Genomic DNA, 23,976 nt, shown 5'->3' on the forward strand with positions numbered 1-23,976 from the left:
TTAAGTGAAATTGTATCAAAAATAAAAAACCTTTGAATTGCAATCAAGCCATGTAGCTTTGCAGATTTAATTACATTATATTATTAATATCAATTATTCTTAAATAATTACTAATATAAATCCCTATACTATAAAATCCTAAAGCTATTAATGCTCTATAAATACCAAATAAGTAAAAACTATTATAAACATTATTACCATTTATTCCAAATATAAATAATAATGTGATTATAATTATATTTATTACTTTATTATTAATAATCCTATTTAAAAGTAAATAAATAGATTCTGCTATAAACAAAGCCATTAAAAACCATACTGCTCCAACTCCTCTTCCTATTATTACAGATAATATTTCAGATTTTATATCTCCTGTAATACCTTTATTAATAAAAATATGAATAAATATAGTCATTAAGGAAAATATAATATACGGTATAATAAGTGATTTTAATCTTTTTCCCATATATTTCAATGTTTTTGTTTTATTATTTATATTATTTAACATTCCTGAAATTATGAAAAATGCAGGCATATGAATTGTATATATAATAATACTTAAAGTGTCATTTTCATCAATAATATGTCCAAAAACTACTGTCAATATTAAAAATCCTCTTAATACATCTAAATATTTTATCCTTTCCCTCTCTTCTATACCTACTTCTTTATTAATTAAATAATTATTTTTTTGCTCCATAATGTCCCCCATTTCTTAAATAATAACCCTTTTATTATAATTATATTATATTTTTTATTTTCTGTAACATTTTTGGTATATTTTTCATAATATTTACTATATTCTAATTTAGGAGGATTATTATGGAGATTTATTCAAATAATTATAAAATAACCGCTACTAATTATAATAACAATTTTTGTTATGTAGAAGGGATATTTGATGTATCAAACTTTGTTAATACTACTATTAATTTATCAGTAGATTCAATATTAGAAAGTGATAAAAATTTATCATTCACTCTTCAACAAATAAATTCAAATGACACATCTAAGCAAAATAGCTTTAAACAATACTTCTTAGCTACTACTCCTATAACAACAAATTCAAAAATTAATCTATCAAAGCCTATAGATATAAAGTATAATTATTTAATTTTATTGTTAGGAGTAAAACTATCCGGTGAATTAAATTTCACTAATCCATTTGATTTTATATATCGCTTTACTTTTAAAATTAATGATAATACTCTTTCGCCTGTATACTTTGGTGGAACTGTAGACAACATTGCTGAAGTAGAAGTATTAGATTCAGAAGTAATAACTCCTTCAGATAATACTGATGAATATGCTACTAAAGAATATGTTGATAATGAAATAAAAAAATTTTCTAGCTTAATCACAGAAATACAAGTTTATCCATTAGAAGAACTGGATAAAATAGATAAAAAGGATAATATCCTTTATCTTGGATATTGATCATATAATATTTTATTCTTATTGAGAGGTTTATTATGATAATATTTAATAATAATGAAATAAATACTGTTTATTACGAAGATAAAAAAATAAAAAATGCTTACTACGGTAATAATTTAATATTTGATTTTAATAATTATTCAATTAATAAAGAGTATAAAGAGTATTTACTTGATCCATTAATATATGATGACTATATTCCAAATTCCTATATTCTATCTGATACAGGTGAAGTTAAATCTCAAACAACGTACAAGGCTTCTAATTTCATAGAATTACCTCTAAATTCTACCATTTATTTTTATGAACCAATAGGAATTGGATACGCATATCATTCTGGAGCTTTATATGATGAAAATAAAAATTTTATAAAAGGTATAAGAGCTAATGAAGCTGATGGATTCTATCATTTAAGTGGATTAAATATGATCCAAACAGATTCTAACTCAAAATATATCCGTGTTACTTCTGGCTCTAATGGTCAACTTCCAAGCATCTATATATATACTAACTCTCCTTCAACAATAGAATTCGAACATGAAAGTAATATCACTTATTATGCAACTAATGTTGAATCTATGCTTTCAATGAATGTAAAAACTGGCGATAAAATTATAACTAACGGCTATTATTCAAATAATGATAACGGTGGAGCCTTATATGAAATAATAAGTTATAAAGAATGGTATTATCTACTTCCTGATGATATTAAACTAACAGCACAAAATAGTAACTATATTCCAACTCCTGTTGATGAATATGGAAATCATACTTTAAAAAATGGTTTAATTGCTAAATTAATTACAAAAACATCTGATGGAAAATATATTACAACACCTGAACAATGGGGTGCCAAAGGGGATGGTATTACAAATGACGTATGGCCATTTATTCACATGTTTGCACAAACTAAAACTGGCGATATAGAATTTAAAGAAAACTCCACCTATATAATGGGACTATCTGGTGATTCATTAGACACATGCATAGATAACCCATATAGAGCATGGATGTGTGGAAATCTACTTGGTGGACAATATTTTTTTAAACCTATTATGGCTAACGTAGAAGATATAAACTTTATTGGAAATAATGCTTTAATTACTATTCCTGATGGTGAATGGGGAACATCTGGAATGGGAATTTGGAATTTTAGTGGTAATATTAAGAATTTAAATATATCTGACTTTAAATTCGAAGGAAAAAGTTCTACTATTGGATTTGATCAAAAAAATTCTAATCATACTTTATTTTATGCTACTGGTTCATTTAACACTAATTTAAATGGGAGACTTTTAGATCTTAATCCTAGATTTAATAAAGAGACAAAAGAATTCGATAAAGTTTCAATAGAAAATTGGAATATCAATAATAATGAATTTAAAAATGCTGGCACAATGAAAGGCTCTGCAGGAGATTATGGTGGAGACTTTATATTGATAGTAAATCCCGATAAACTAAATGGACTTTATATAGAGGATAATAAATTTTTATTTTGGGGACGCTGGGTATTTTCTATTGATTTAGGCGGAAACGGTGAACGTTTATATAATATAAAATTTAATAGAAATTACTGTAGAGGTACTACTAGTTCAGAAGCACCACAAATAGAAGGATGGAATTGGCGTGGTTTAGGTTTAATAGATTTCGAGGCTAAAAAATGTTTTACAAATATCCAAATGATAGATAACGATATAGAAGGTCAAGGCGGGTTTGCTATTAACGGTAATAGTAAGCTTTCAGAAAATATAACAATAAAAAATAATCATTGGGTTCATACTGGCGGTGGCTACCCATATATGTTTAATTGTTATTCTGGTTATTTACAAAATATAACTTTTGAAAATAATTATATAGGTGGTAGTGGAAATAGACTAGGAATAGCTGCGAAAAATGTATATATAAAGGATAATACAGCTCAAACCACCTTTAGAATTGATAATATATATGGTGATATATTATTTGATAATAATACTTGTGAAAACACTTCAAGCCAATTATTATATATAAACAATGCAATAAATCCATCATCAAGTATTTTCTCTAACGAAGAACCTTGTAAATTGACATTTAAAAACAATACGGGTGGAATAAACGCTTTTAATATGCTGTTTCTACCTAATATAAAAAATATTGAAATTGATATTAGTAATAATACTACCGACTTTTTAAAATTAAATGCTTTTGGTTGTAAAAAATTTAACTTTAATCCAAGTCAAATGTCAAATTCTAAACCTACTTTCTTTGTAAGGGGAGCAACTTTTACAACTCCATCATACAGCTTTAGTCAAACTCCAATAGTTGGAGGTGCTATTTATAATGTTGGTGATATATGTACAACTAATTTATATGACACTATAACACTTCTATCAAATAGCTATTATCATAATCTCTTTGCTGATTTAAATAAATATAGCAATAATATCCAAAGATATTTTGATGCTAATAATATTAAAGAAGCTGGTTTAAAATGTACAAAATCAGGTTATTTACCAACTGTTGGGGGATATGGCTTTAGATATGATGATACTCAATTTGCTATCAATTTAAAAGTTCAAGCCAATGCCTATATATTTACTGAAGATAGCTTATATTTAGCACTCAATGATGGTAACCTTGGTGATAATCCTCCTACTCATAAATCAGGCACTGAAATAAATGGAAATGTAAGTTTAATGTATATATGTGAACTTGGAAAAGTTGAACTTTTTAAAATCTCTTAATTAAAAAACTACTAAGTATTAAAAAATTAATACTTAGTAGCTTTTTAACTAAGCACTCATTGGCACCTTACTTTTTATTTTACTAATCATAGGTTTTATTAAACTATATAAATATTTCATCTCTTCAGTTTTTAAGAATAAAACTAAATATGCACAGTTAGGAATGATAACACAAATAATTCCCTTTATTATTAATGATAAGAATAAATTATTCACTTGTACCATACTACAAGCCACTGTAGTAATACCCCCTATAACTATTGTTATTCCTGCATATAAGCAATACCTTTTATAATACTCCTTTATTGATAAATTAAATATTTTATTAAATACTAATTTAGGTTGTGTCCACATTGGTATTGCTAAAGTACTAATTGTCGTTCCTAAAAATATTCCTGCTAACCCAAAATATTTAACTAAAATCAATGATCCAGCTAAATTAATAACTGCCTCAATTAATGGGAAATACTTATCCTCATCAAATATTCCTGCTTTACTTTTAAAAGTAAGTACTGTATTTCTCATTCCCATTAAATAGTAATTTAATAATATAACTATAAATGTCAGTTTATCTAATAATAATCCTTTTCCTAACCACCAATCTATAAATGGTTCTAATAAATTATATAAAAATATAACTGAAAAAGAGTATATCCAAAAATTAATAAAATGAGTTATCTTAAATATACTATAACTTTTATCACTATCTTCTGTAGCAATTAAATTTCCTACACTCGCTCCAATTCCACCTAATATTTGTGTTAATATACCTGACAATTGGTTCATAACCATTGTATAATTAGAATATAACCCTACTGATTTAACATTAACTAAAGCAGATATTAATATATTATCTGTTCCTGTTACAATATATCCACCAATATTATGAAACATAATTGCTTTAACATTAGTAATTAAATTCTTCTTTACTTTCTTATCTACAATATATTTTTCTGAAGTTTTTATATATGGATATTGCTTATTTACTATACTACCATTCCATATAGTTTGAATTAAAGATATAACAAATTCCATTACTATATATAAGACATAATTTTTTGTGAACTGTAGAACTAGTATTTTAATAATATATGTTCCTATATTAAATCTTAAATTATATTTATTTAAAACATAACCTTTTTGATCAGCATTTATTAATGACCACTTATGAGCATTTAAATAGGAAACTATATTTTTAGCAACAAATATAAAATATATTATAGTTATATATGATACACTTGCACTAACCTTCATTATTTTACCTAATAAAGGATAAATAACCAAACTTATAGCAAAAACGATAGCTGCTACCACCATATATAATTTTTTATATAATTGAACTAATGAAATTATAGCTGGTTTATCATCTTCTGCTAATGGCTTGTACATATTATATACAATACTTGCACCTATACCACCCTCTACTAAGCTTAACATAGATAATATATTAGTAAGTAATCCATTTACTCCTAGATATTCTACATCAAGATTATTTATAAATACTCTTCTTGATATAAACCCTAATAAAGTCATACATACTTGTATTAACATACTATAATAAATATTTTTCATAGAATTTTTAACTCTCATAATCTATACCTTAAAACCTTTAATCAATTAATTTATATAATTTATTTATTTCACTTCGTGTATCTATATTTTCTTTTGACAGATTAACTGATAATTTGTCTCTTAATTCCTTATTATCTAGTAATTTCTTAATTCCTTTATATAAATCATCAACATTACATTCTACCAATATTCCTGTCTCATCATTAATTATTTGTTCTTTTATTCCTTCTATATTAGTTGCAACTATTGGCCTATTAAAGCATTTTGCTTCTGTTACAGTAGTTACATACCCTTCATATCTGGATGGTTGTACATAAATATCACAGTTCTTCATATAACCATAAGCATTATTTTTACTACCTAGAAGTTTAAAGCAATCTTCTACACCTTTTAATTTAATTAACTCTTTAATTTTTTCTATTCCTCCCCATCCAACGCAATACCATCTAAATTTATATCCATCGTTCTTTAGCTTTTTACAAATATCTGGTATTAAATCTATAGCTTTTTGATTACAAATTCTTCCTACTGTTAATAACTTTATTCCAGCAAAATCTTCATAATAATTCTCATTATCTACTTTAGCTACTATTTCTGATTTAACCATTCTATTATAAAAAACTTCTATTTTATTTTTTAAATCTGGATACCTTTCACTAAAAGATTTAGCAGCCCCTGGCGAAACAGAAAATATCTTATCATACTTATAATAATATTTTTTTAAGTAATCTACTTCATTTATATATTCTTTTATATCTGTATGAATCCACATCACTTTTTTATTTGCATTTATTTTGTCAATCACATAAATTGTAGATAAATTTACTGGATTATGATAGGAAATAGCTATATCATATTTTTCTTCTATTTTAGGTAATATGGCACATCTATCTTTATAAATTTTATATTCTTCATTAAATAAATATACCCTTACTCCCGAATACATAAATCTAACCGTATTTTTTATATCAAATTTCTTTAAGCTTGATATAAAATTCTTTCTTATAGAGTTACTATCATCAAAAATATATTTAACTTTCACCCATGATGGAATATCTTGTTCCAATCCTCCGCCTCTTTCCTCTAAAAAAAGAGTTACATCATATTTACTTTTATCTATCTCTGATAGCATTGAAAGTAAAACCCTTTCAATACCTCCTATTATCATTTTTTTAGTTACTATAGCTATTTTCTTTTTCATAAATACTCCTGCTTTTATACTAACTTTTTAATTTTTTCTTTATTAACCCTAGATTCTATATAATGTTTATATAAATTTCTATTTATAAATATTAACCCACCATGAAACTTATACTTAATCATAATATTTTTATCCATTAGTATTTTAAAATACATACTTTTTAACCTTTTAGTAATAGTTGCATAATAATATCCATATTCTTCATAATTTTTTATTATTTCAACAATAATATTAAAGTAGCACATTGAATAATTATCCAAAGCAATTGATTTATATCTTGGAATATTTTTTTCTGTATATTCATATACTTTTAATAAAGCTATATCCGTATTAAGCTTTCCTTTTGATATACTTCCTTCTGTGGCTGCACCCTTTCTTATTAAATAAAAATATAATGGTCTATCTATGTATACAAGTGAATTAATTCTATCAAATATTCTTAATAATACTTCTGTATCCTCTTGAATTACTAATCTCGTATCTAATCTTATATTGAGAAATAGTTCTCTCCTAAACAACTTATTCCACAAAAACGATCCATTAAATGGATTTATTCCATTGAAATATTTATATAGAACATCTTCTTTACTTAAAATAATAGTTTTCTCTTTGTTACCTGTATAAATTACTTTATCTTCTTTTACAAAAAAAAATGAACACATAGCAATATCACTTCTCGAACTTATTATTTCTTTATGTAAAATTTCATACATATTTTTATCTATATAATCATCTGGATCTACAAATGCTATATATTCTCCACTTGAATTATCTATTCCTAAATTTCTAGCTGAACTTACACCAGCATTTTCTTTATGAAAAACTCTAATATTATTGTATCTTTTGGCATACTCATCACATATTAATCCCGATCTATCTGTTGAACCATCATTAACAATTATAATTTCTATATTTTTATATGTTTGATTTACTATAGAATCTAGACACTTACTTATATATTTTTCTACATTATATACTGGGATAATAACACTAATCTTTTCTTGCATAATCTAATTCCCTCTATTATTTTATTAAATTCAAACTATATTTATATAAGCTTGGACTTATCTTGATAAGTGATAGATGAATTTTATTTTTATAACTAATATCTTTACTTTTTATATTGTCAATATAATGTTTATTTAAACTCTTAGATATCTTAAAATATTCTTCCTTATTATTTTCAAAATCAAATGATATAATATCTTGTAATATACTTAATATTAATTTAGAGTATACCTTTAAAAAACTTTTCTCATATTCACTATCTATTTCTTTTGCTAAATTTAATAACTCTTCAAGTGCATAAAAACTAGTAATTCTTTTTTTGCTAAAATGCTTACTTGCACTTCCAGATCTTTGAACATAATTATATAAATATTTCTTTAAAAACATTATATTATTTGAGCAATTAATAAATACTTCCATTGAAAAAAGAGCATCCTCCATTAAAAATATATCTTCTCTAAATTTAATCTTATTACATATACTTCTTTTTATAAGCTTTCCACATGCATAATTAGGTGAAAACGGCTGCCTATCAAAATAAAATAACTTAAATACTTCCTGTTTTGTATATATTTTAGAATCTTTAGTAAACTCATACTTAATATTATTATCCTTAATAATCTTAATACCACTAAGAACAACATCACAATTATTGTATATTGCTGCATTATATAAAATCTCTAACATATCTATTTCTATAAAATCATCTGAATCAACAAATGTTATAAAATCACCTGTTGCTATACTGATACCATAATTTCTTGCTGAGCTCACCCCTTTATTTTTTTGCTTAATAATCTTAATTCTTTTATCTTTCTCAGCATATTTATTACTTATTTCTATACTTTTATCAGTTGATCCATCATCAACTAATATTAGCTCTATATCTTTAAAAGTTTGATTAATTATACTTTGTATACATTTATCAATATAGAGCTCTGAATTATATATTGGAACAATTACACTAACCTTTGTTTTCATATCTTCTCCTTTAATTTTTAATTACATCAATAAAATCATAATAAAACCTTTTTAAATTAAATTGTTGAGCATAATTATGTGCATTTTTACCTAAAGTTTTTCTATAGTTCTCATCTACAACTAACTTTTCTAATGCCTCTTCCAAATTAATAATTATATTTTCATCTCTAATAATAGATATACAATTGTTTTCACCTACATACTCTGGTATTCCCCCTGAGTCTGTTGTAATAACAGCAAGTCCTGATGCCATACATTCCATAACAACTAATGGTGCTGGATCATCATAAATTGATGGAATAACTGCTATATCAGCCATTGCATGAATCTGAGGCATTTTGCTATTATGAATAAAACCAGTAAATATAACTTTATCTTTTATACTTTTTGATATTTCTTCTAATTTATTATCAAAATCAGTTTTTATTTCTTTTCCAAAACCAGAATTCCCTACAATAACTAATTTTACATTATTATATCTATTACATAATTCCTTAAAAGCAATTAGCAATTCTTTAATCCCTTTTTGAGGAACTGGTCTTCCTGTAAACATAATTACCAATTCTTTATATTTAATATTATATTTATCTCTTAATTTATTTCTTTCTTGCTTATAGTTATTTACATTAAATTCTTTAACATCAGTACAATTTCTCAAAACAGTAGTCTGTACATTTTCTTTCTCTTGAGACATACATTTATTAATACCCTTACTAATAAAATTACTAACAGTTATAACCTTATTTACGCTACTGATTTCCTTTCTAAATTCAGCATGATTTGTAGATAATGGATTATGATGTATATGAAAATATAACTTTTCTTTATTTACTTTTTTAGCTATTGGTAATATTAAGCTTGCATCACCTTCAATAATTACCTTATTATAACTATCATCTATCTTTTTTGTTATCTCTTCAGCATAAGCATAATTAATATTTATTTTAAAAATCTTCCTGCATAATGATACAAACTTATTTTTTACAATCATATATTTCTTGTTTTTGCAGGAGTAGATAAATTTACTATTTTTATATGATTTTGATGATTCTATAGCATCATCATCATATATACTATAAACATCTATATCCAATTCTCTATATATCTCATTTTCTTTACATATTATTTCTACTAATGTTTCTATTGCCCCTCCTTTTACTGCTGGAACAGGAAGTCCTTGTGAACAAATAATAGCTATTTTCATATATTTCCTCCCCATCAAAGCCTAAACTACTTTTCTTTTAATAACTTTATCTCTTAATCTGTATTTAATAGAAAGAAGATAATTTTGAATATAATAAATATCTATAAATATATTATTTTTATTTATTATTTTTACTATTTTTGAATTAGTAGAAGATAAGTAGTTATTATTTTCTAAAAGCATAGATATTTTTTTTATTTTACTTTTTAATTTTTTTATATTTTCTTTATCTTTTTTTAATTGCTCATTTCGCTTAAAAATAAAATACAATTTATTTAATGCAAAAAATAAAGCTGAATTTGATTTATTATATAAATCATTATCTCCATTTTCTAAAAAGAATTTACTTCTTTCTTCTAAAGCTTCAATTCTATCTAGCCTTTTTAAAATATTACTACCATTCATAATGCCATTATCATTTTCATAGTAATAATATAATTCTTCATCTATATATGCTATCTTCCTTGAATTATATAAAAGCTTATATGTTAAAAATTCGTCTTCATGTATTTTTCCTTTTGGAAATCTTAAAGTTTCAAAAAGTTCACGCTTATATAATTTATTCCATGAATTAACATTAATTTTATTATTATCAATCATGTCAATAATGGCAGTTTTATTATCATATTCTTCAAAAGTTTCATTATAATTATTTAAATCACTTTTTAATTCCTCTAAATTCTTAAACTTCTTAAATTTACATTGAGCAATATCTGAATTACTTTTATTGATACATTCAAATAATATTTCATACATTCTGGGATGAATTATATCATCACTATCCACAAACCCAATATATCTCCCCTTTGCAATATCTAAACCTGCATTTCTAGCGTCAGATAAGCCACCATTTTTTTTATGGATTACTGTTATTCTATTATCTTTTTTTTTATATTCATCGCATATTTTTCCGCAATTATCTGGCGAGCCATCATCAACTAATATAAGCTCAAAATTACTAAATGTTTGAGTTAATATTGAATTAATACATCCCTCTAAGTATTTTTCAACCTTATATATTGGAACTATAATACTTATATTTATACTCACTTTTTATTCACCCCAAATGTTACGAATTTTTTATTATATCCATCTCATTATTATCATTTAATTCTAAAACAAAATAAAATAAATATGAATTAATGAGAAAGATATACCATAATAATTTACCTTTAATACTATAATTAGGATTTATTAATAAATACTTATAATTATTTCGAAATTGTTTTTTCATCTCTTTTGATTTATCGTTATTTTTTAGCTTATACTTAATTTTATAATAATAATTAAAAAAATAATTTAAATATGAATTTTGAGTTTTATATTCTAGGTCCATCATTTTTTCACTTCTAAAAAATTCCATTCTATTTTCTAATGCTTCTAGTATATCTACTCTATTTACACTAAAACTTGACTTCATAATACTTTCGTTTCTTTGCAAATAATAATATAACTTAGTTGAAGTATACACTACTCTATTTGCTTTAAATAATAATTTATGTATAATAAATTCATCCTCATGACATTTACCATAATCATACCTTATATCTAAAAACAACTCTCTTTTATATATTTTATTCCATGCTACTATAAATTGAATTTTTTCATTAGAATATAACTTTTTCAGAGATTCATTTTTATCATAACTCTCTATTGGTTTAACTAAAACTATACTGTTTTCATTTACTTGACTTTGCTCATAAATATACTCAAAATTACATATCGAAATATCAGCTTGACTTTTAATAGCATTCTCATACAATACTCTATACATATCTCTATTGATAAAATCATCCGCATCAACAAAAGCTATATAATCACCTATAGCAACCTCAATCCCAGAATTTCTTGCTGCTGATAAACCTTCATTTTTTTTATGAATTACCTTTATTCTATTATCAATCCTTTTATACTCATCACATATCTTTCCACAATCATCTGGGGACCCATCATCAACTAATATAAGTTCAAAATTACTAAAATTTTGGTTTAATATTGAATTAATACATCTCTCTAAGTACTTTTCAACTTTATATATAGGCACTATAATACTTATATGTGGCCTCACAACTATATTCAATTTCCATCCCTTCCTTTTAATTAATGCTTAAAATCTCTTCTAATTCTTCTATAAACCCTTCTATAGAAAACATCCTACCTCTTTCAATAGCCTTAGTCCTATAAGTATCGTATAATTTTTTATTATCATTTAACATCTTAATTCCATTACATAAACTATTCTCGTCGTTATTAACTAACATTCCATATTTTCCAAATTCCAATACCTCATTTGGCCCTGGATAATTTACACTTATTACAGGAACTCCTATTGCCATAGCTTCTCCTATTACTAAACTAAATCCTTCACTAATTGAAGAACATACAAACAAATCAGAATTTTTTACATATTTATATGGATTTTCTCTATAACCTAATAAAAAAACTTTATTTTTTAAATTATTCTGTTCTATATAATTATTTAACTCATTATATTTTTCACCACTACCAATAATACTTAGTTGTAAATCTAAACCTTCATCATTTAATCTTTTAAATACTCTAAGTAATCTATCATATCCCTTTTGCTTTGATAGTCTTCCTACTGAAACTAGCTTAAATTTATTTGTAAATTTAATATCATCTATCTTTTCATTGGATAACTTTAATATCTTTTCTCTATTTATTGGATTATATATAACCTTTGCATTTTTAACTCCATATTTCTTTTCTACTCCATCCTTTACTATTTTCGAAACACAAAGAACTTCATTGAACTTACTATATGCATTCTTATGATGCTCTAAATTTTTAAACACTCCATCTACTCTATTCCAAGTTACTAAATCAACATGCACCCACGCTATCTTCTTAGAATTCTTATTATTTGATCCACTTATAAATTTAGTTGATCAACCATGCATAAAAGCTATTTCTATATCATATTTTCCTTTAACAAACCACTTATACATAAAACTTTCAGGTAGTCTTAACATTCCACCCCAATATTTTCTATATAATTTAGCCTTTAAAGAGTTATCATCAGCATCTGGTATATCAAAACAATATTTATATTTTGCATATTTTTTTACACTATCTATATAAATACCTTGATTATATAAAGTCATAACCGTAATATCATATTTATCTCTATTTATATTTTCTAATAAATCTAATAAGACTTTTGAAACCCCACCTTCATATAATGCATCTACAAAAATCAATACCTTTTTCATTACTTTCTCCTCTAGATTTAAAGCTAAATATTAACCTAACAAGCTTTTTGATATTTTTATAAAACTTTTAATACCTACAATATTCATTAATGTATTACCTAACTTATACTTTCTTTCTTCACCAGTTTTTAATATTTTTCTAGTGTCTTTAACTACATTACAACAATTATTAATATTTTCTTTATTCTTTAAATTAGTAATAAGCATTAAATCTCCCCAATACATTCTTACAAGGTCATTAATTATAAATTTCTTTGTATTTCCTTCTGGCAATGCATTGAAAAATTTTATTAAATCATATGCAACTGTCAATCTATCATTAATTTTTTTAACTATACTTTTCTCATTTGTAGTAGTAATAATGGAGTTCTCTCTCATTCTTCTCATATAATAAGGTTCTGAATAAATGCTTATCTTTTTTGAATAATAAAATAATTTAGGGCTCCACTCTGCATCCTCATGGTAAATACCTTCTTTAAAAAATAAATTATTATCTATTAAAAACTTTTTATTACATATCTTTAAATATGCTGCATGATGATAACTATTTTTTTCTATGAGTAATGCTAGTATATCTATACCTGATTTATTTTTAATTTCATTCTTTCCTATATCTATAGATAAAATTTCAGTAATTTCATCATCTTTACCATCATTAAATCTACAGTATGATGTATATATAAAGTCACTCTTTTCATCATTTAAAATATTAATAAATTTATCAACTATTTTTTTATCACTAATATAATCGTCACTATCAACAAACATTACATATTTTCCAGTTGCATTTTTTATACCAAAGTTTCTACTGTATGATAAACCTTGATTTTTATTATGGAAAACCTTAATTTTTTTATTTTTTAAAGCATATTTATCGCATATTTCACCACTTTTATCAGTTGATCCATCATCAATTAATAAAATTTCTATATCTTCATAAGTTTCATCTAATCAACTATCAATACACTTATTTAACCAAGATTCAACATTATAAACTGGAACTATTATACTTAATTTTCCTGTACTATTACTCATAAATATTCCCCATACTTGTTTTATTTAATAATTCATAATACCTATTTCAATATTCTCTTCAATCTAGTAATAGAATAAATCCTATTTACACGCTTTCCCTTCATTTGTTTAAAAACCATATTCGTATAAAAGGAATTAGTTCTATCTAAAACATTAATGCATTCACTAACCTGCTCTGTATCCAATATCTTTTCTATCTCTCTCTTCTTATCACTTACACTCAATTTACATTTTTCATGATTATATATTTCAAAACATTCAATAACATGATGAATATACATTGAAGCTAACTTCCTCTTATTTTCCTCATTGTATATACCCCAATCCATAAGCAATTGTTTTAATCTATCATATCTAAAAGTTCTAACCTTAAACTTATTAGCATGATATCTAGTAACAATAGTTTCTTCAAATGTTTTTACATAATGATAATAAGATTTCGTACTTATAGTTAATTTATTTAACTTTCTAAAAACATCAATATTAAAATTAGTATCCTGATCTATTGGTAACCACTCTATAAACTTAAGATTATTACTCTTTAAAAACTGTGCATCATATAACTTATTGTGAGTATAGTTAAAAAGTAAATTATCAAATAAATCCATAAATATAGGCTTTATCTCCTCTTGTGATTTCAAAACCATATCTTTATAATGAGATTCACTAGTAACTACTTGTCCATTCTTTTGATGAACATCAAACTTCATACCACACATCACAACTTCAGCATCGGTTTGTTCCGCTAAATTATACTGTTCCTCCAACATATTATTTTCAATATAATCATCTGCATCCACTAACTGTATATACTTTCCTCTAGCCTTTTCAATACCAGTATTCCTAGCTATACATGCACCTTCATTTTTCTTATCAATTACAGTTACTCTATTATCCTTACTTTTATATTCTTCACAAATTTTTAAACTATTATCTTTAGAACCATCATTAACTAATATAAGCTCAATTTCTTTTAAAGTTTGCCCAAGCATACTTTCTATAGATTTTGATAAATATTTCTCTGCATTATAAACTGGCATTACAACGCTAACTTTTATATCCATTATGATTTCACCAACCTCACTAAAGATATCCCCTTAAACACACTACATATAATTGTAGAATTTTTTACTCTTACTAATAATGATGTTAATCCAATGAGCCCTTTATCTCTTTTTCTATTTACTGCACATTCATTAACATACTCTCTATTTACAATAGCTTTTATATAGTGCTTCTTTTGTTTTAAAGTTAATTTACAATCTTTATGAAATAAATTTAAGAAAGCTGAAAATACTCCCATAAGATGATTTCCATAAAGAATATATTTATTTTTACTATTATAAAAATTCATATCTTTTAAAAAAGCTTCTAATAAGCTATGAATCTCTAGTCCTTTTTCGTACATATTATCAATATATTGGTATGTTATGCTATTATTATTTCTTCTTATATAGTAATAAAGCTCCTCCTTAGAAAAACATATATTATTAATTTTTCTAAAATATTGTAAGTTAAAGATAAAGTCTTCCCCTGTTTCAACCGCTTCTTTAAACCTTATATTATTTTCTTCTATTATTTCTCTACTATATAACTTGTTCCATAAAGGATTTAATAATCCACTATTCCCAAAGTCCATTATTAAATCCTTCATATCTTCTATAGCAATTACTTCTTTTGGATAAAATACCCTACTTAACTCTTCAATTTGTCCATTAGTTGAAATTTTTCTTTCTTTGAAGCCACAAACTGCAAGTTGTCCATTTGACTTTTCTATACTGCTTAATAGTATTTTTAAATAATCTTTATGGACTGAATCATCACTATCAATAAATGCAATATACTTTCCTTTTGCATTATCTAAAGCAATATTTCTAGTATCTGAAACTCCAGTATTTTCTTTATTAATAAATCTTATACGATTATCAAATTTTTGAAGTTCTATACATATATTTTTACTATTATCTTTAGAGCCATCATCAACTAATATCAGCTCCCACTCTTTATAGCTTTGATTTATAACACCTTGTACTGTGTTTTTTAAATACTCCTGACTATTATATACAGGCATTAATATACTTATAGTAACATTACTCAAATATTTCACCTCCATTAAGATTAACATCATTGGTTTGTATCTTATTTGCCCTTTTAAGTCTTAATAGATGAATTGCTCCCGCAAAATAATATAATTTACATAAACATAATAAAGAAAAGACCTTATCAAAAAACTTATTAATTATGCTATAACTTCCTTTATGACTTATAAAATATTTATCTAGTTCACTACTTACTGCAATCTTTTTTATTGCTTTATTAAAAGTTGATATTTTACTATATTCCTTAATTGAATTTACTAGTAATTTAACCTTTAATTCATCAACATACGATAAAGCATTTATAAATTCCCAATATGTAATATAATCAATAAAATTTTCACCTTCAATCTTATTTTTACTAAGGAAATCACTCATAATATTAACTGTGTTCATGCACCTTTTTATCATATTTTCTTTTGCACTTTTGCTTTTTGTTAGTGAATTTTCATTTATTTTATAATCATATAAAGCTTCCTCTATACAATATAGCCTTTTAGCTTTTAACATTGCTTCATAATTAAACAATGTATCTTCACTAGCTACTTCACTATAATTTATAAATTTTATTTTATTTTCTTTTATTAAATTGCTTTTAAATATTTTATGCCATACTGCAGTCCCTAACTTAAAGTATTCATTACTCAAGAATTCACTTTCTGTCAATTTTCTTATATCTATAATACCTTCATTTAAATTTAAACTAACTTTTTTATTACCATTTAATACATCATTAACATTGCATATAACTATATCACTATTAAATTCTTCTGCCTTTTTATACATTTTTTCATACATAGTTTTATCAATGTAATCATCTGCATCTACAAAAGTTATATATTTTCCTCGTGATTTACTAATTCCATTATTTCTAGCTGCTGAAACGCCAGAATTTTTTTGATTTAATATCTTAATCCTAGAATCACTCTTAGCAATGATTTCTATAATGTTCAAAGTATTATCTTTTGATCCATCATTTATTATTAATATTTCTATATCTTTTAATGTTTGGTTAGTAATTGAATCAATGCACTGTTCTATAAATTTCTCACCATTATAAACAGGCACTATTACACTTATTAATGGTTTTATTTTTACCCACTCCTTATTCATTCAATATACTCAAATATGAATTAATACACTTATCATAAGTAAAAAGCTTGCTTCTTTCTTTTGACTTCTTTAAAAAGTTATTATATAAATTATTATCATTTACTAATTTATTAAAGCATTTAGCTAATCCTTTATAATCATCCACTTTAAATATCAATCCATACTTACCATTATCTAATATTTCTTTTGGACCATAATCACAATCACTTGATATCATAGGAACTTCTGAATATAATGCTTCTATCATTACTGTTGGAAGTGCCTCTCCCCTACTTGCAGATATAAGAATATCCATATCTTTTAATATTTCAAATATATCTTTTCTTGGTCCCCAAAACTTTACCTTGTCGTGTAAATTATTATCTTCTATTATATTTAATACATTGGAATAATAATTCTCATCTTCTATTCCACCTATAAAATTCAAAATATATTTTCTATCATTTACTTCACTAAAAGCTTTTGATATTATATCTTGAGCCTTTCTTGGCTGAATCCATCCAATTACTGCAATATTGATTAATTCTTTATTTTCTATATCTTTAAATTCAATCTTATGATTATTAACCTCATCAAATATTACTGGATTATATATTGTAGTAATCTTATCCTCTTTAACCCACTTTTCTAATATCATTGCATCTTTTAATTCATTAGATACTGCTACTACTTTATTACAGAGACCTAAAGATATTTTTGCAAATGTCCTTCTTAATAAATCATCTTCATTAAATCCCCATAAGTTAGGTCTAATATGAACAACAGAAATAACTTTAATTTTTCTACCGCTTCTAATTGCAGCACACCTAGCTATAAATCCTTCAAACCATGTATTTGAAATTACAGCTTCTATATTCTCTTTTTTTATAAATTTACTTAACTCTCTAATTCTCTTTAAGTGATTATTACACTGAAGTACTGTTATATTATCACCATATATTGTATCTGCTCTAAATGTAACTATATGACTATCAATATTGCATTTACCAAAAGCATTTTGTAAATTATATACAAATTTACTTATACCCCCATTATCTAAAGTATTACTATATATCGCTATTCTCATTTCAATTCTCCTAATAACTTTTATAGGCTTATCAATACCTTTTCCCATCTCTCAATTATTGGTTTCAATTTAAACTTTTCAATATCGATTTGAGCATTATTACTAAATTCCTTTATCTTATTCTCATCATTCATTAATATGTTAAGCTTATTAGACATTGCTTCAACATTTTCAGGATTAATCAAATATCCATTTACATTATTTTTTACTATCTCTGATGGACCAGTTAAACAATTAAAACTAACAATAGGCAACTTATAAGTTTTTGCTTCAAGTAAAGTCATTGGCAATCCTTCAAACCTTGATGTCATAACATATAAGCTACTATTTTTATAATACTCTTCAACGTTAGATACATTTCCCTTTAATATAAGCTTATTTTCTAACCCATATTCCTTTATTTTACTTCTAAGCTTGTCTTTATCTTCACCATCACCTAATATAAGCCATTTCCAGCCTTTATTATCTTTTAGTACCACTTTAGCAACATCACAAAGCATATCAAATCCTTTTTGATAAGTTAATCGTCCTACACTTATAATTTGCTTAGATTTTATATTACATTCCATATCATCAACTTCTTCAATAGGGTTATATATATATTCAACTTTCCCTTTTATATCTAAGTTATTTAAATAATTTTGTTTATCATGCTCAGTAAGGGTTATTATACAATTTGAAAATCTAGCTGCTAATTTCCTTGCATAAATTCTTAAATGTGATCCATTATCCTCATAGAAATTAAAATGCTCCCAAGAAATTAACTTTGTTTTTGTAAATCTTGTTGCTGGAATTGAAAATAAACTAGCAATAACTTCTACATCTATTAAAATATCTATATTATTTTCTTTGATATAATGTCTTATTCCTTTTACTACTTGAAAATATTGTTTCTTAAAGTTAACATCTTTACTCTTTAAAATCCTATCATTCTTTATTTCATTCTCTAAGTTAAAATAACTAGTATTATTTTCATTAGTAATACTTAATATATGAATATTAAACTTATTCTTTTGTTTTGAAAGTTCATTTGCTATTATAGAAAGTACTCTTTCGGTACCGCCAGTTCTAGACATATCCCCACTTAAGAAACAAATATTTAACATACTAGCTCTCCCCCAACTTTTTCTTGTTCTTTTTTGGAATCTATATATTTATCTTTTACTCCTATATAAGATATAAGCATTAATGACATAAACTTATTTCTATGCCTCATTGCTGTACCAGTATTGTGAGTTCCCATTCCATAAACCATTCCAGCTACCAAAATAGCTAAAAATAGCATTTTATATTTAGTATCAATTTTTCTAAAATTTCTTAATATATTATAAGTAGCATACCCCCATAAACATGTATCAAATACAAATGTTGGTATATCTAGTCCTCCTCTTATAAGCCAAGGCATAGGAGAATATAGTAAATAAAATCCCTTAATTGGAGCATACATAATAAATTGAAGTGGACTATTTATTTCTAGCGCTGCTAAATATGTTGATCCTCCACCTGTTTCCGCATTTGTTTTATCTAAAAAGCTATCTGCATTTTGAGTAACTATAATTATTGCACCAATTACTGCTACAATTAAAAACATAATATTTATAAAGTTAAAGTTAATTTTTTCTCTCTTTTTATCATAAAATAGAAATGCATAAAGCATTGCTGGCAATATGTATAATGCTCCTTCATGATAAAGCGAAGCTATATATATAGGTAATATAGTCAAAACAATATATATAGGATTGTATTTCTCAAACCATTTAAGAAAATGATATACACCTAGTACAATTAAGTAATACATACTTCCTTCCCTTATTAAGGCATATCCCATTAAAAAAGGAATAGGCATAAATAACCATAAAAAAATCATTAGTATTGTATTTTTATCTTTTATCTTTAATAATTCTGCTATATCAATAAGTTTTGTGGCTGCTAAAACTACAAAAGCTACATTTAAATATTGTCCAAAAAATCTATAAGGCCCAAAAAAGTAATAAACTACACCTAAAACCTGTGAGTAAAATCCAGTAAAATGCTCTAGTAAAACATCTGGAAGTGCTTCTGCTGTCTCAACTGCTAACTCATGAAACTTATATGCATCTGCAGTATTAAATGGAAGCAATGCTACTGACTGATCATACCATAATGCTGCTAATCTAATTAAAAGTCCGAAAGTTAAAATCATAAATATAGTTTTATTTTTAGATTTCTTAACAAACCACCCAATTAGAGCAAGTGAGTTAATTAATATATAAACTACTGCAAATGTTTCTCTATTTATTTGTTCATTAAATACTACATTAATAAATGCTTCTAATAATAAAAGTGGTAGAAAAATTCTCATAAGTTACTCTCCAACTCTAACTTAATTGCTTATATAATTTAGTTACATTATTTTCATAACTATCTATATTATAATTTTTATTTATATAATCAAATCCTCCTAAACATATTCTATCCCTAAGAGTATCATTGTTTTTTAGTCTTATTAATTCATTAATAAACATATTATAATTACCTTTATCTATTAAAATTCCTGTTTCTTCGTTTAGTATTACTTCGCTAATACTTCCAACATTCATACTAATAACAGCTTTTTTAAATGCCATTGCCTCCAATAAAACCATCGGTAATCCTTCATACAAAGATGGTAAAAAGAAAACATCAATGATTGGATAAAACACATTAACCTTACCTTGGAATCCAGTTAAAATAAACATTTCCTCTAATTTCAGTTCCTTAATTAAAGCCTTAACTTCCTCTTCCTGCGAACCATTTCCAACTAAAAGAATTACAGAATCACTAAACTCATCTTTATACATTGCTAATTCCTTTATAAAAGGAATTATTCCTTTTTGTTCATCTAGCCTTCCAATAAAACCCAACACCTTTTTATTAGTAGGTATCTTATACTTTTTTATTACTTTTTCAATATCCCTTTTATCAACATTAGTTATATAATCTATATCCATTGCATTAGATAATGTTAAGTTCTTATTCTCATTAAAATAATCAGTATTTTCTTTATAAAAATCTGTTACAGTTTTTCCACATGTAATATTGAAATCATATTTATTTCTTAAATATTTATCTATTTTTTTATTAACTCCATTTCCTTTTAAAAACGGATAACAATTATGGATATGAGATATTATTTTTACATCTAATTTAAATAACTTCTTAGCCAAATATGAAATTAGAGATGCTGTATTATCATGAGCATGTACAATTTTTATATTTTCTCTTTTTATAATCTTGTTTAGAGTACTTGTACTTCCTAATATATTTTTAGTTGAAAATTTCATATTATAACTTTTTATTTCATTTTCACTAAATATCTTTGATAAACTTTCACCACCACAAACTACAACTGGCTTATATTCCTTCATATTTTTACATATCAATAATGCCATTCTTTCTGCACCACTCATCTTATTCATTGGCAAAACATGTAACACCTTATCCATAATATTTTCTCCTATTATCTTTACCTATTAGTAGCATAAGAAGCTAATCCCTTCTCACCATTAATCTCTAATTCAATATCCTCATAAATACTGTACAATTCACTATTAACATTTCTAATATCATATTTACTAATCTCATCAGAAACAGTAAAACTTCTATCCCCTGCAAGATAATACTGCTCAATAGCATCAGCTGTTGCCTTCGCATCACCAACCTCAACTAAAGTACCAACACTTTCATTACAAACAATGTCTCTGCATCCTCTAATATTAGTAGCAATTACCTTTCTTCCACATGCCATAAACTCCATTAAATTTCTAGGTAATCCTTCTCTATATGACATCAAAATTCCAATATCTGAGATATTTATCAATTTATTTACATCTTGCCTATATCCTAACATAAATATGTTATTTTGTAAATCTTTTGAAACTATTTGATCACTTAGATAAGTAATATACTTACCATCTCCAGCACAAAGCAGTTTTATATTAGGATACCTATCCTTCAATATCTCCATTGCATTAATAATTTGCATATGATTCTTATTTTTATTTAACTCGGCAATCATTAATATAACGAAATCATTAGCCTTTAATCCTAAACTTTCCTTAATAGAAGCAATGTTATTTTCACTTAACTTTTTATACTTTTTTAAATCAATACCAACTCCATTAATAAAGTAACACTTCTTAGGTTTAAGCTTATTTTTAGTAATTTCATAATCCTCAGAATTAATATTAATAATTACATCACTTAACTTAGCCATAGCTTTTTCAATAGGATAATATAATAACCAGCCTAATTTAGATCCACCTTTTAAAAAGTGATATCCATGAGCAGTATAAATAGTTTTTATATTATCATAATTAATTTTTAATAGCCTGCCATAAATAGAAGCAATAGGAGTGTGAACATGTACTATGTCATAACTATAAAGTCTTTGAAGCTCATTAAGCTTCTCAAAAGCCTTAATATTTCCAATACCAAGAGGATTTCTAGAAAAAGGCACCTCAAAAACCTTCACTCCCTTATTTAAAAGTTCTTCATCAACTGGCTTATCTATAGAACAAGCACAATGAACCTCATATCCATTTTCTAAAAGCATCTCAATATGAGGTATTAAAAAAGCATTAATAGTCCTGCTAACAGTTGTTACATACAATACCCTCTTCAAAACTATTCCCCCTCTTACTTTTATCACTCTTAATAACCTTTGCTGGAACTCCAACAGCTGTACTAAAAGATTCAATATCATTTACTACTACTGCTCCAGCTCCTATTATTGATCCCTTACCTATTTTTTTACCTTGAATAACAGTAGAACCTGATCCCATCATTACGCCCTCTTCAATAAGGTCATTTCCTGAAACATTAACATTCCATAATAATGAAACATAATCTTTAATAATTGAATCATGCCCAACTCCACACTTAGGACTTATAATTACATGATTTCCTATTTCAATATTTGCAGTAAGGATTGCACCTTCATAAATTATTGTTCCTTGTCCCACAGTCATATAATCATGTATCCAAACCTTTGGATGTACTATAGTTGCAAATTTAAATTTATTATTCACCTTATTTACTATCTTCTTTTTAACTTCATAATTTGCTATGGCAATAACAATATACGTATCATTAGATAAGAATTCTAAAGAATCTATTCCACCAATTACTGAATACCCATTAATAACTTTTCCCCAGTTATCAGTGTTATCATCAATGAATCCTAACAGATTCCAAGTTGGCTCTAATTCATTTATTTGTTGAATTATTAATGAAACTTCTCTCCCTACTCCACCTGCTCCTATGATCACTATATTCTTCATCTTTGCA

The 23,976-nt window shown here is 25.3% G+C and carries 21 protein-coding genes and 1 pseudogene; 2 read left to right on the forward strand and 20 right to left on the reverse strand.

Features of this window, described 5'->3' with window-relative positions; genetic code table 11:
- Positions 1–70: 70 nt before the first annotated feature.
- The gene (locus HCG70_RS13460; RefSeq protein ID WP_221697874.1) at positions 71–700 is read right to left on the reverse strand and encodes an acyltransferase family protein; all 630 of its coding nucleotides are present in this window, start codon (positions 698–700) and stop codon (positions 71–73) included.
- Between the two features lie 122 nt (positions 701–822).
- Here HCG70_RS13460 and HCG70_RS13465 point away from each other — a divergent pair, with 122 nt between their 5' ends.
- Positions 823–1,437, forward strand: a complete 615-nt coding sequence (locus HCG70_RS13465) for a hypothetical protein (protein WP_196048873.1) — start codon at positions 823–825, stop codon at positions 1,435–1,437.
- A gap of 35 nt (positions 1,438–1,472) precedes the next feature.
- The gene (locus tag HCG70_RS13470) at positions 1,473–4,160 is read left to right on the forward strand and encodes a hypothetical protein (RefSeq protein WP_196048874.1); all 2,688 of its coding nucleotides are present in this window, start codon (positions 1,473–1,475) and stop codon (positions 4,158–4,160) included.
- Between the two features lie 48 nt (positions 4,161–4,208).
- Here HCG70_RS13470 and HCG70_RS13475 read toward each other — a convergent pair whose 3' ends face one another.
- The 19 genes and pseudogenes from HCG70_RS13475 to HCG70_RS13565 all read right to left on the reverse strand — a co-directional run bounded on the left by HCG70_RS13475 (position 4,209) and on the right by HCG70_RS13565 (position 23,969).
- Positions 4,209–5,732, reverse strand: a complete 1,524-nt coding sequence (locus HCG70_RS13475) for a lipopolysaccharide biosynthesis protein (protein ID WP_260457830.1) — start codon at positions 5,730–5,732, stop codon at positions 4,209–4,211.
- Positions 5,733–5,769: 37 nt separating this feature from the next.
- Complete coding sequence (locus tag HCG70_RS13480) at positions 5,770–6,933, reverse strand: glycosyltransferase (RefSeq protein ID WP_196048876.1); 1,164 nt, start codon at positions 6,931–6,933, stop codon at positions 5,770–5,772.
- A 14-nt stretch (positions 6,934–6,947) separates the two neighbouring features.
- Positions 6,948–7,940 carry a glycosyltransferase gene (locus HCG70_RS13485; protein WP_196048877.1) on the reverse strand — a complete coding sequence of 331 codons (993 nt, stop codon included), beginning with the start codon at positions 7,938–7,940 and terminating at the stop codon, positions 6,948–6,950.
- Positions 7,941–7,956: 16 nt separating this feature from the next.
- A complete protein-coding gene (locus HCG70_RS13490; RefSeq protein ID WP_196048878.1) occupies positions 7,957–8,922 on the reverse strand; it encodes a glycosyltransferase family 2 protein in 966 nt (321 codons plus the stop codon).
- A 10-nt stretch (positions 8,923–8,932) separates the two neighbouring features.
- Positions 8,933–10,126, reverse strand: a complete 1,194-nt coding sequence (locus HCG70_RS13495; protein WP_196048879.1) for a glycosyltransferase family 4 protein — start codon at positions 10,124–10,126, stop codon at positions 8,933–8,935.
- A 21-nt stretch (positions 10,127–10,147) separates the two neighbouring features.
- Entirely contained in the window at positions 10,148–11,176 is a 1,029-nt protein-coding gene (locus tag HCG70_RS13500) for a glycosyltransferase (RefSeq protein WP_196048880.1), read from the reverse strand.
- A 19-nt stretch (positions 11,177–11,195) separates the two neighbouring features.
- On the reverse strand, positions 11,196–12,206 hold the full coding sequence (locus tag HCG70_RS13505) for a glycosyltransferase (protein ID WP_196048881.1): 1,011 nt from the start codon (positions 12,204–12,206) through the stop codon (positions 11,196–11,198).
- 16 nt (positions 12,207–12,222) lie between these two features.
- The gene (locus HCG70_RS13510) at positions 12,223–12,981 is read right to left on the reverse strand and encodes a glycosyltransferase (protein ID WP_196048882.1); all 759 of its coding nucleotides are present in this window, start codon (positions 12,979–12,981) and stop codon (positions 12,223–12,225) included.
- A 54-nt stretch (positions 12,982–13,035) separates the two neighbouring features.
- Complete coding sequence (locus HCG70_RS13515) at positions 13,036–13,359, reverse strand: hypothetical protein (RefSeq protein WP_196048883.1); 324 nt, start codon at positions 13,357–13,359, stop codon at positions 13,036–13,038.
- A gap of 30 nt (positions 13,360–13,389) precedes the next feature.
- Positions 13,390–14,295 (reverse strand): annotated as a pseudogene (locus HCG70_RS13520) (glycosyltransferase); the annotation flags it as partial.
- Positions 14,296–14,435: 140 nt separating this feature from the next.
- Positions 14,436–15,458, reverse strand: coding sequence for a glycosyltransferase (locus tag HCG70_RS13525; protein ID WP_196048884.1), 1,023 nt, complete (start codon positions 15,456–15,458; stop codon positions 14,436–14,438).
- Positions 15,458–16,492 (reverse strand): glycosyltransferase family 2 protein, encoded by a 1,035-nt coding sequence (locus HCG70_RS13530; protein ID WP_196048885.1) that lies wholly within the window; start codon positions 16,490–16,492, stop codon positions 15,458–15,460. The genes HCG70_RS13525 and HCG70_RS13530 overlap by 1 nt, the downstream gene beginning before the upstream one ends.
- Positions 16,485–17,603 (reverse strand): glycosyltransferase, encoded by a 1,119-nt coding sequence (locus HCG70_RS13535; protein ID WP_196048886.1) that lies wholly within the window; start codon positions 17,601–17,603, stop codon positions 16,485–16,487. The genes HCG70_RS13530 and HCG70_RS13535 overlap by 8 nt, the downstream gene beginning before the upstream one ends.
- Entirely contained in the window at positions 17,596–18,669 is a 1,074-nt protein-coding gene (locus tag HCG70_RS13540; RefSeq protein ID WP_221697876.1) for a glycosyltransferase, read from the reverse strand. Before HCG70_RS13540 ends, HCG70_RS13535 begins: the two co-directional genes overlap by 8 nt.
- A 20-nt stretch (positions 18,670–18,689) precedes the next feature.
- The gene (locus tag HCG70_RS13545; RefSeq protein ID WP_196048888.1) at positions 18,690–19,775 is read right to left on the reverse strand and encodes a glycosyltransferase family 4 protein; all 1,086 of its coding nucleotides are present in this window, start codon (positions 19,773–19,775) and stop codon (positions 18,690–18,692) included.
- Complete coding sequence (locus tag HCG70_RS13550; protein ID WP_196048889.1) at positions 19,769–21,010, reverse strand: hypothetical protein; 1,242 nt, start codon at positions 21,008–21,010, stop codon at positions 19,769–19,771. Before HCG70_RS13550 ends, HCG70_RS13545 begins: the two co-directional genes overlap by 7 nt.
- A gap of 16 nt (positions 21,011–21,026) precedes the next feature.
- Positions 21,027–22,133, reverse strand: a complete 1,107-nt coding sequence (locus tag HCG70_RS13555) for a glycosyltransferase (RefSeq protein WP_196048890.1) — start codon at positions 22,131–22,133, stop codon at positions 21,027–21,029.
- Positions 22,134–22,153: 20 nt separating this feature from the next.
- Positions 22,154–23,311 (reverse strand): glycosyltransferase family 4 protein, encoded by a 1,158-nt coding sequence (locus tag HCG70_RS13560; RefSeq protein WP_196048891.1) that lies wholly within the window; start codon positions 23,309–23,311, stop codon positions 22,154–22,156.
- The gene (locus tag HCG70_RS13565; protein WP_196048892.1) at positions 23,280–23,969 is read right to left on the reverse strand and encodes an acetyltransferase; all 690 of its coding nucleotides are present in this window, start codon (positions 23,967–23,969) and stop codon (positions 23,280–23,282) included. The genes HCG70_RS13560 and HCG70_RS13565 overlap by 32 nt, the downstream gene beginning before the upstream one ends.
- Positions 23,970–23,976 lie beyond the last annotated feature (7 nt).

The sequence above is a fragment of the Clostridium sp. K04 genome, from assembly GCF_019734375.1.
Lineage (GTDB): Bacteria > Bacillota > Clostridia > Clostridiales > Clostridiaceae > Clostridium > Clostridium saudiense.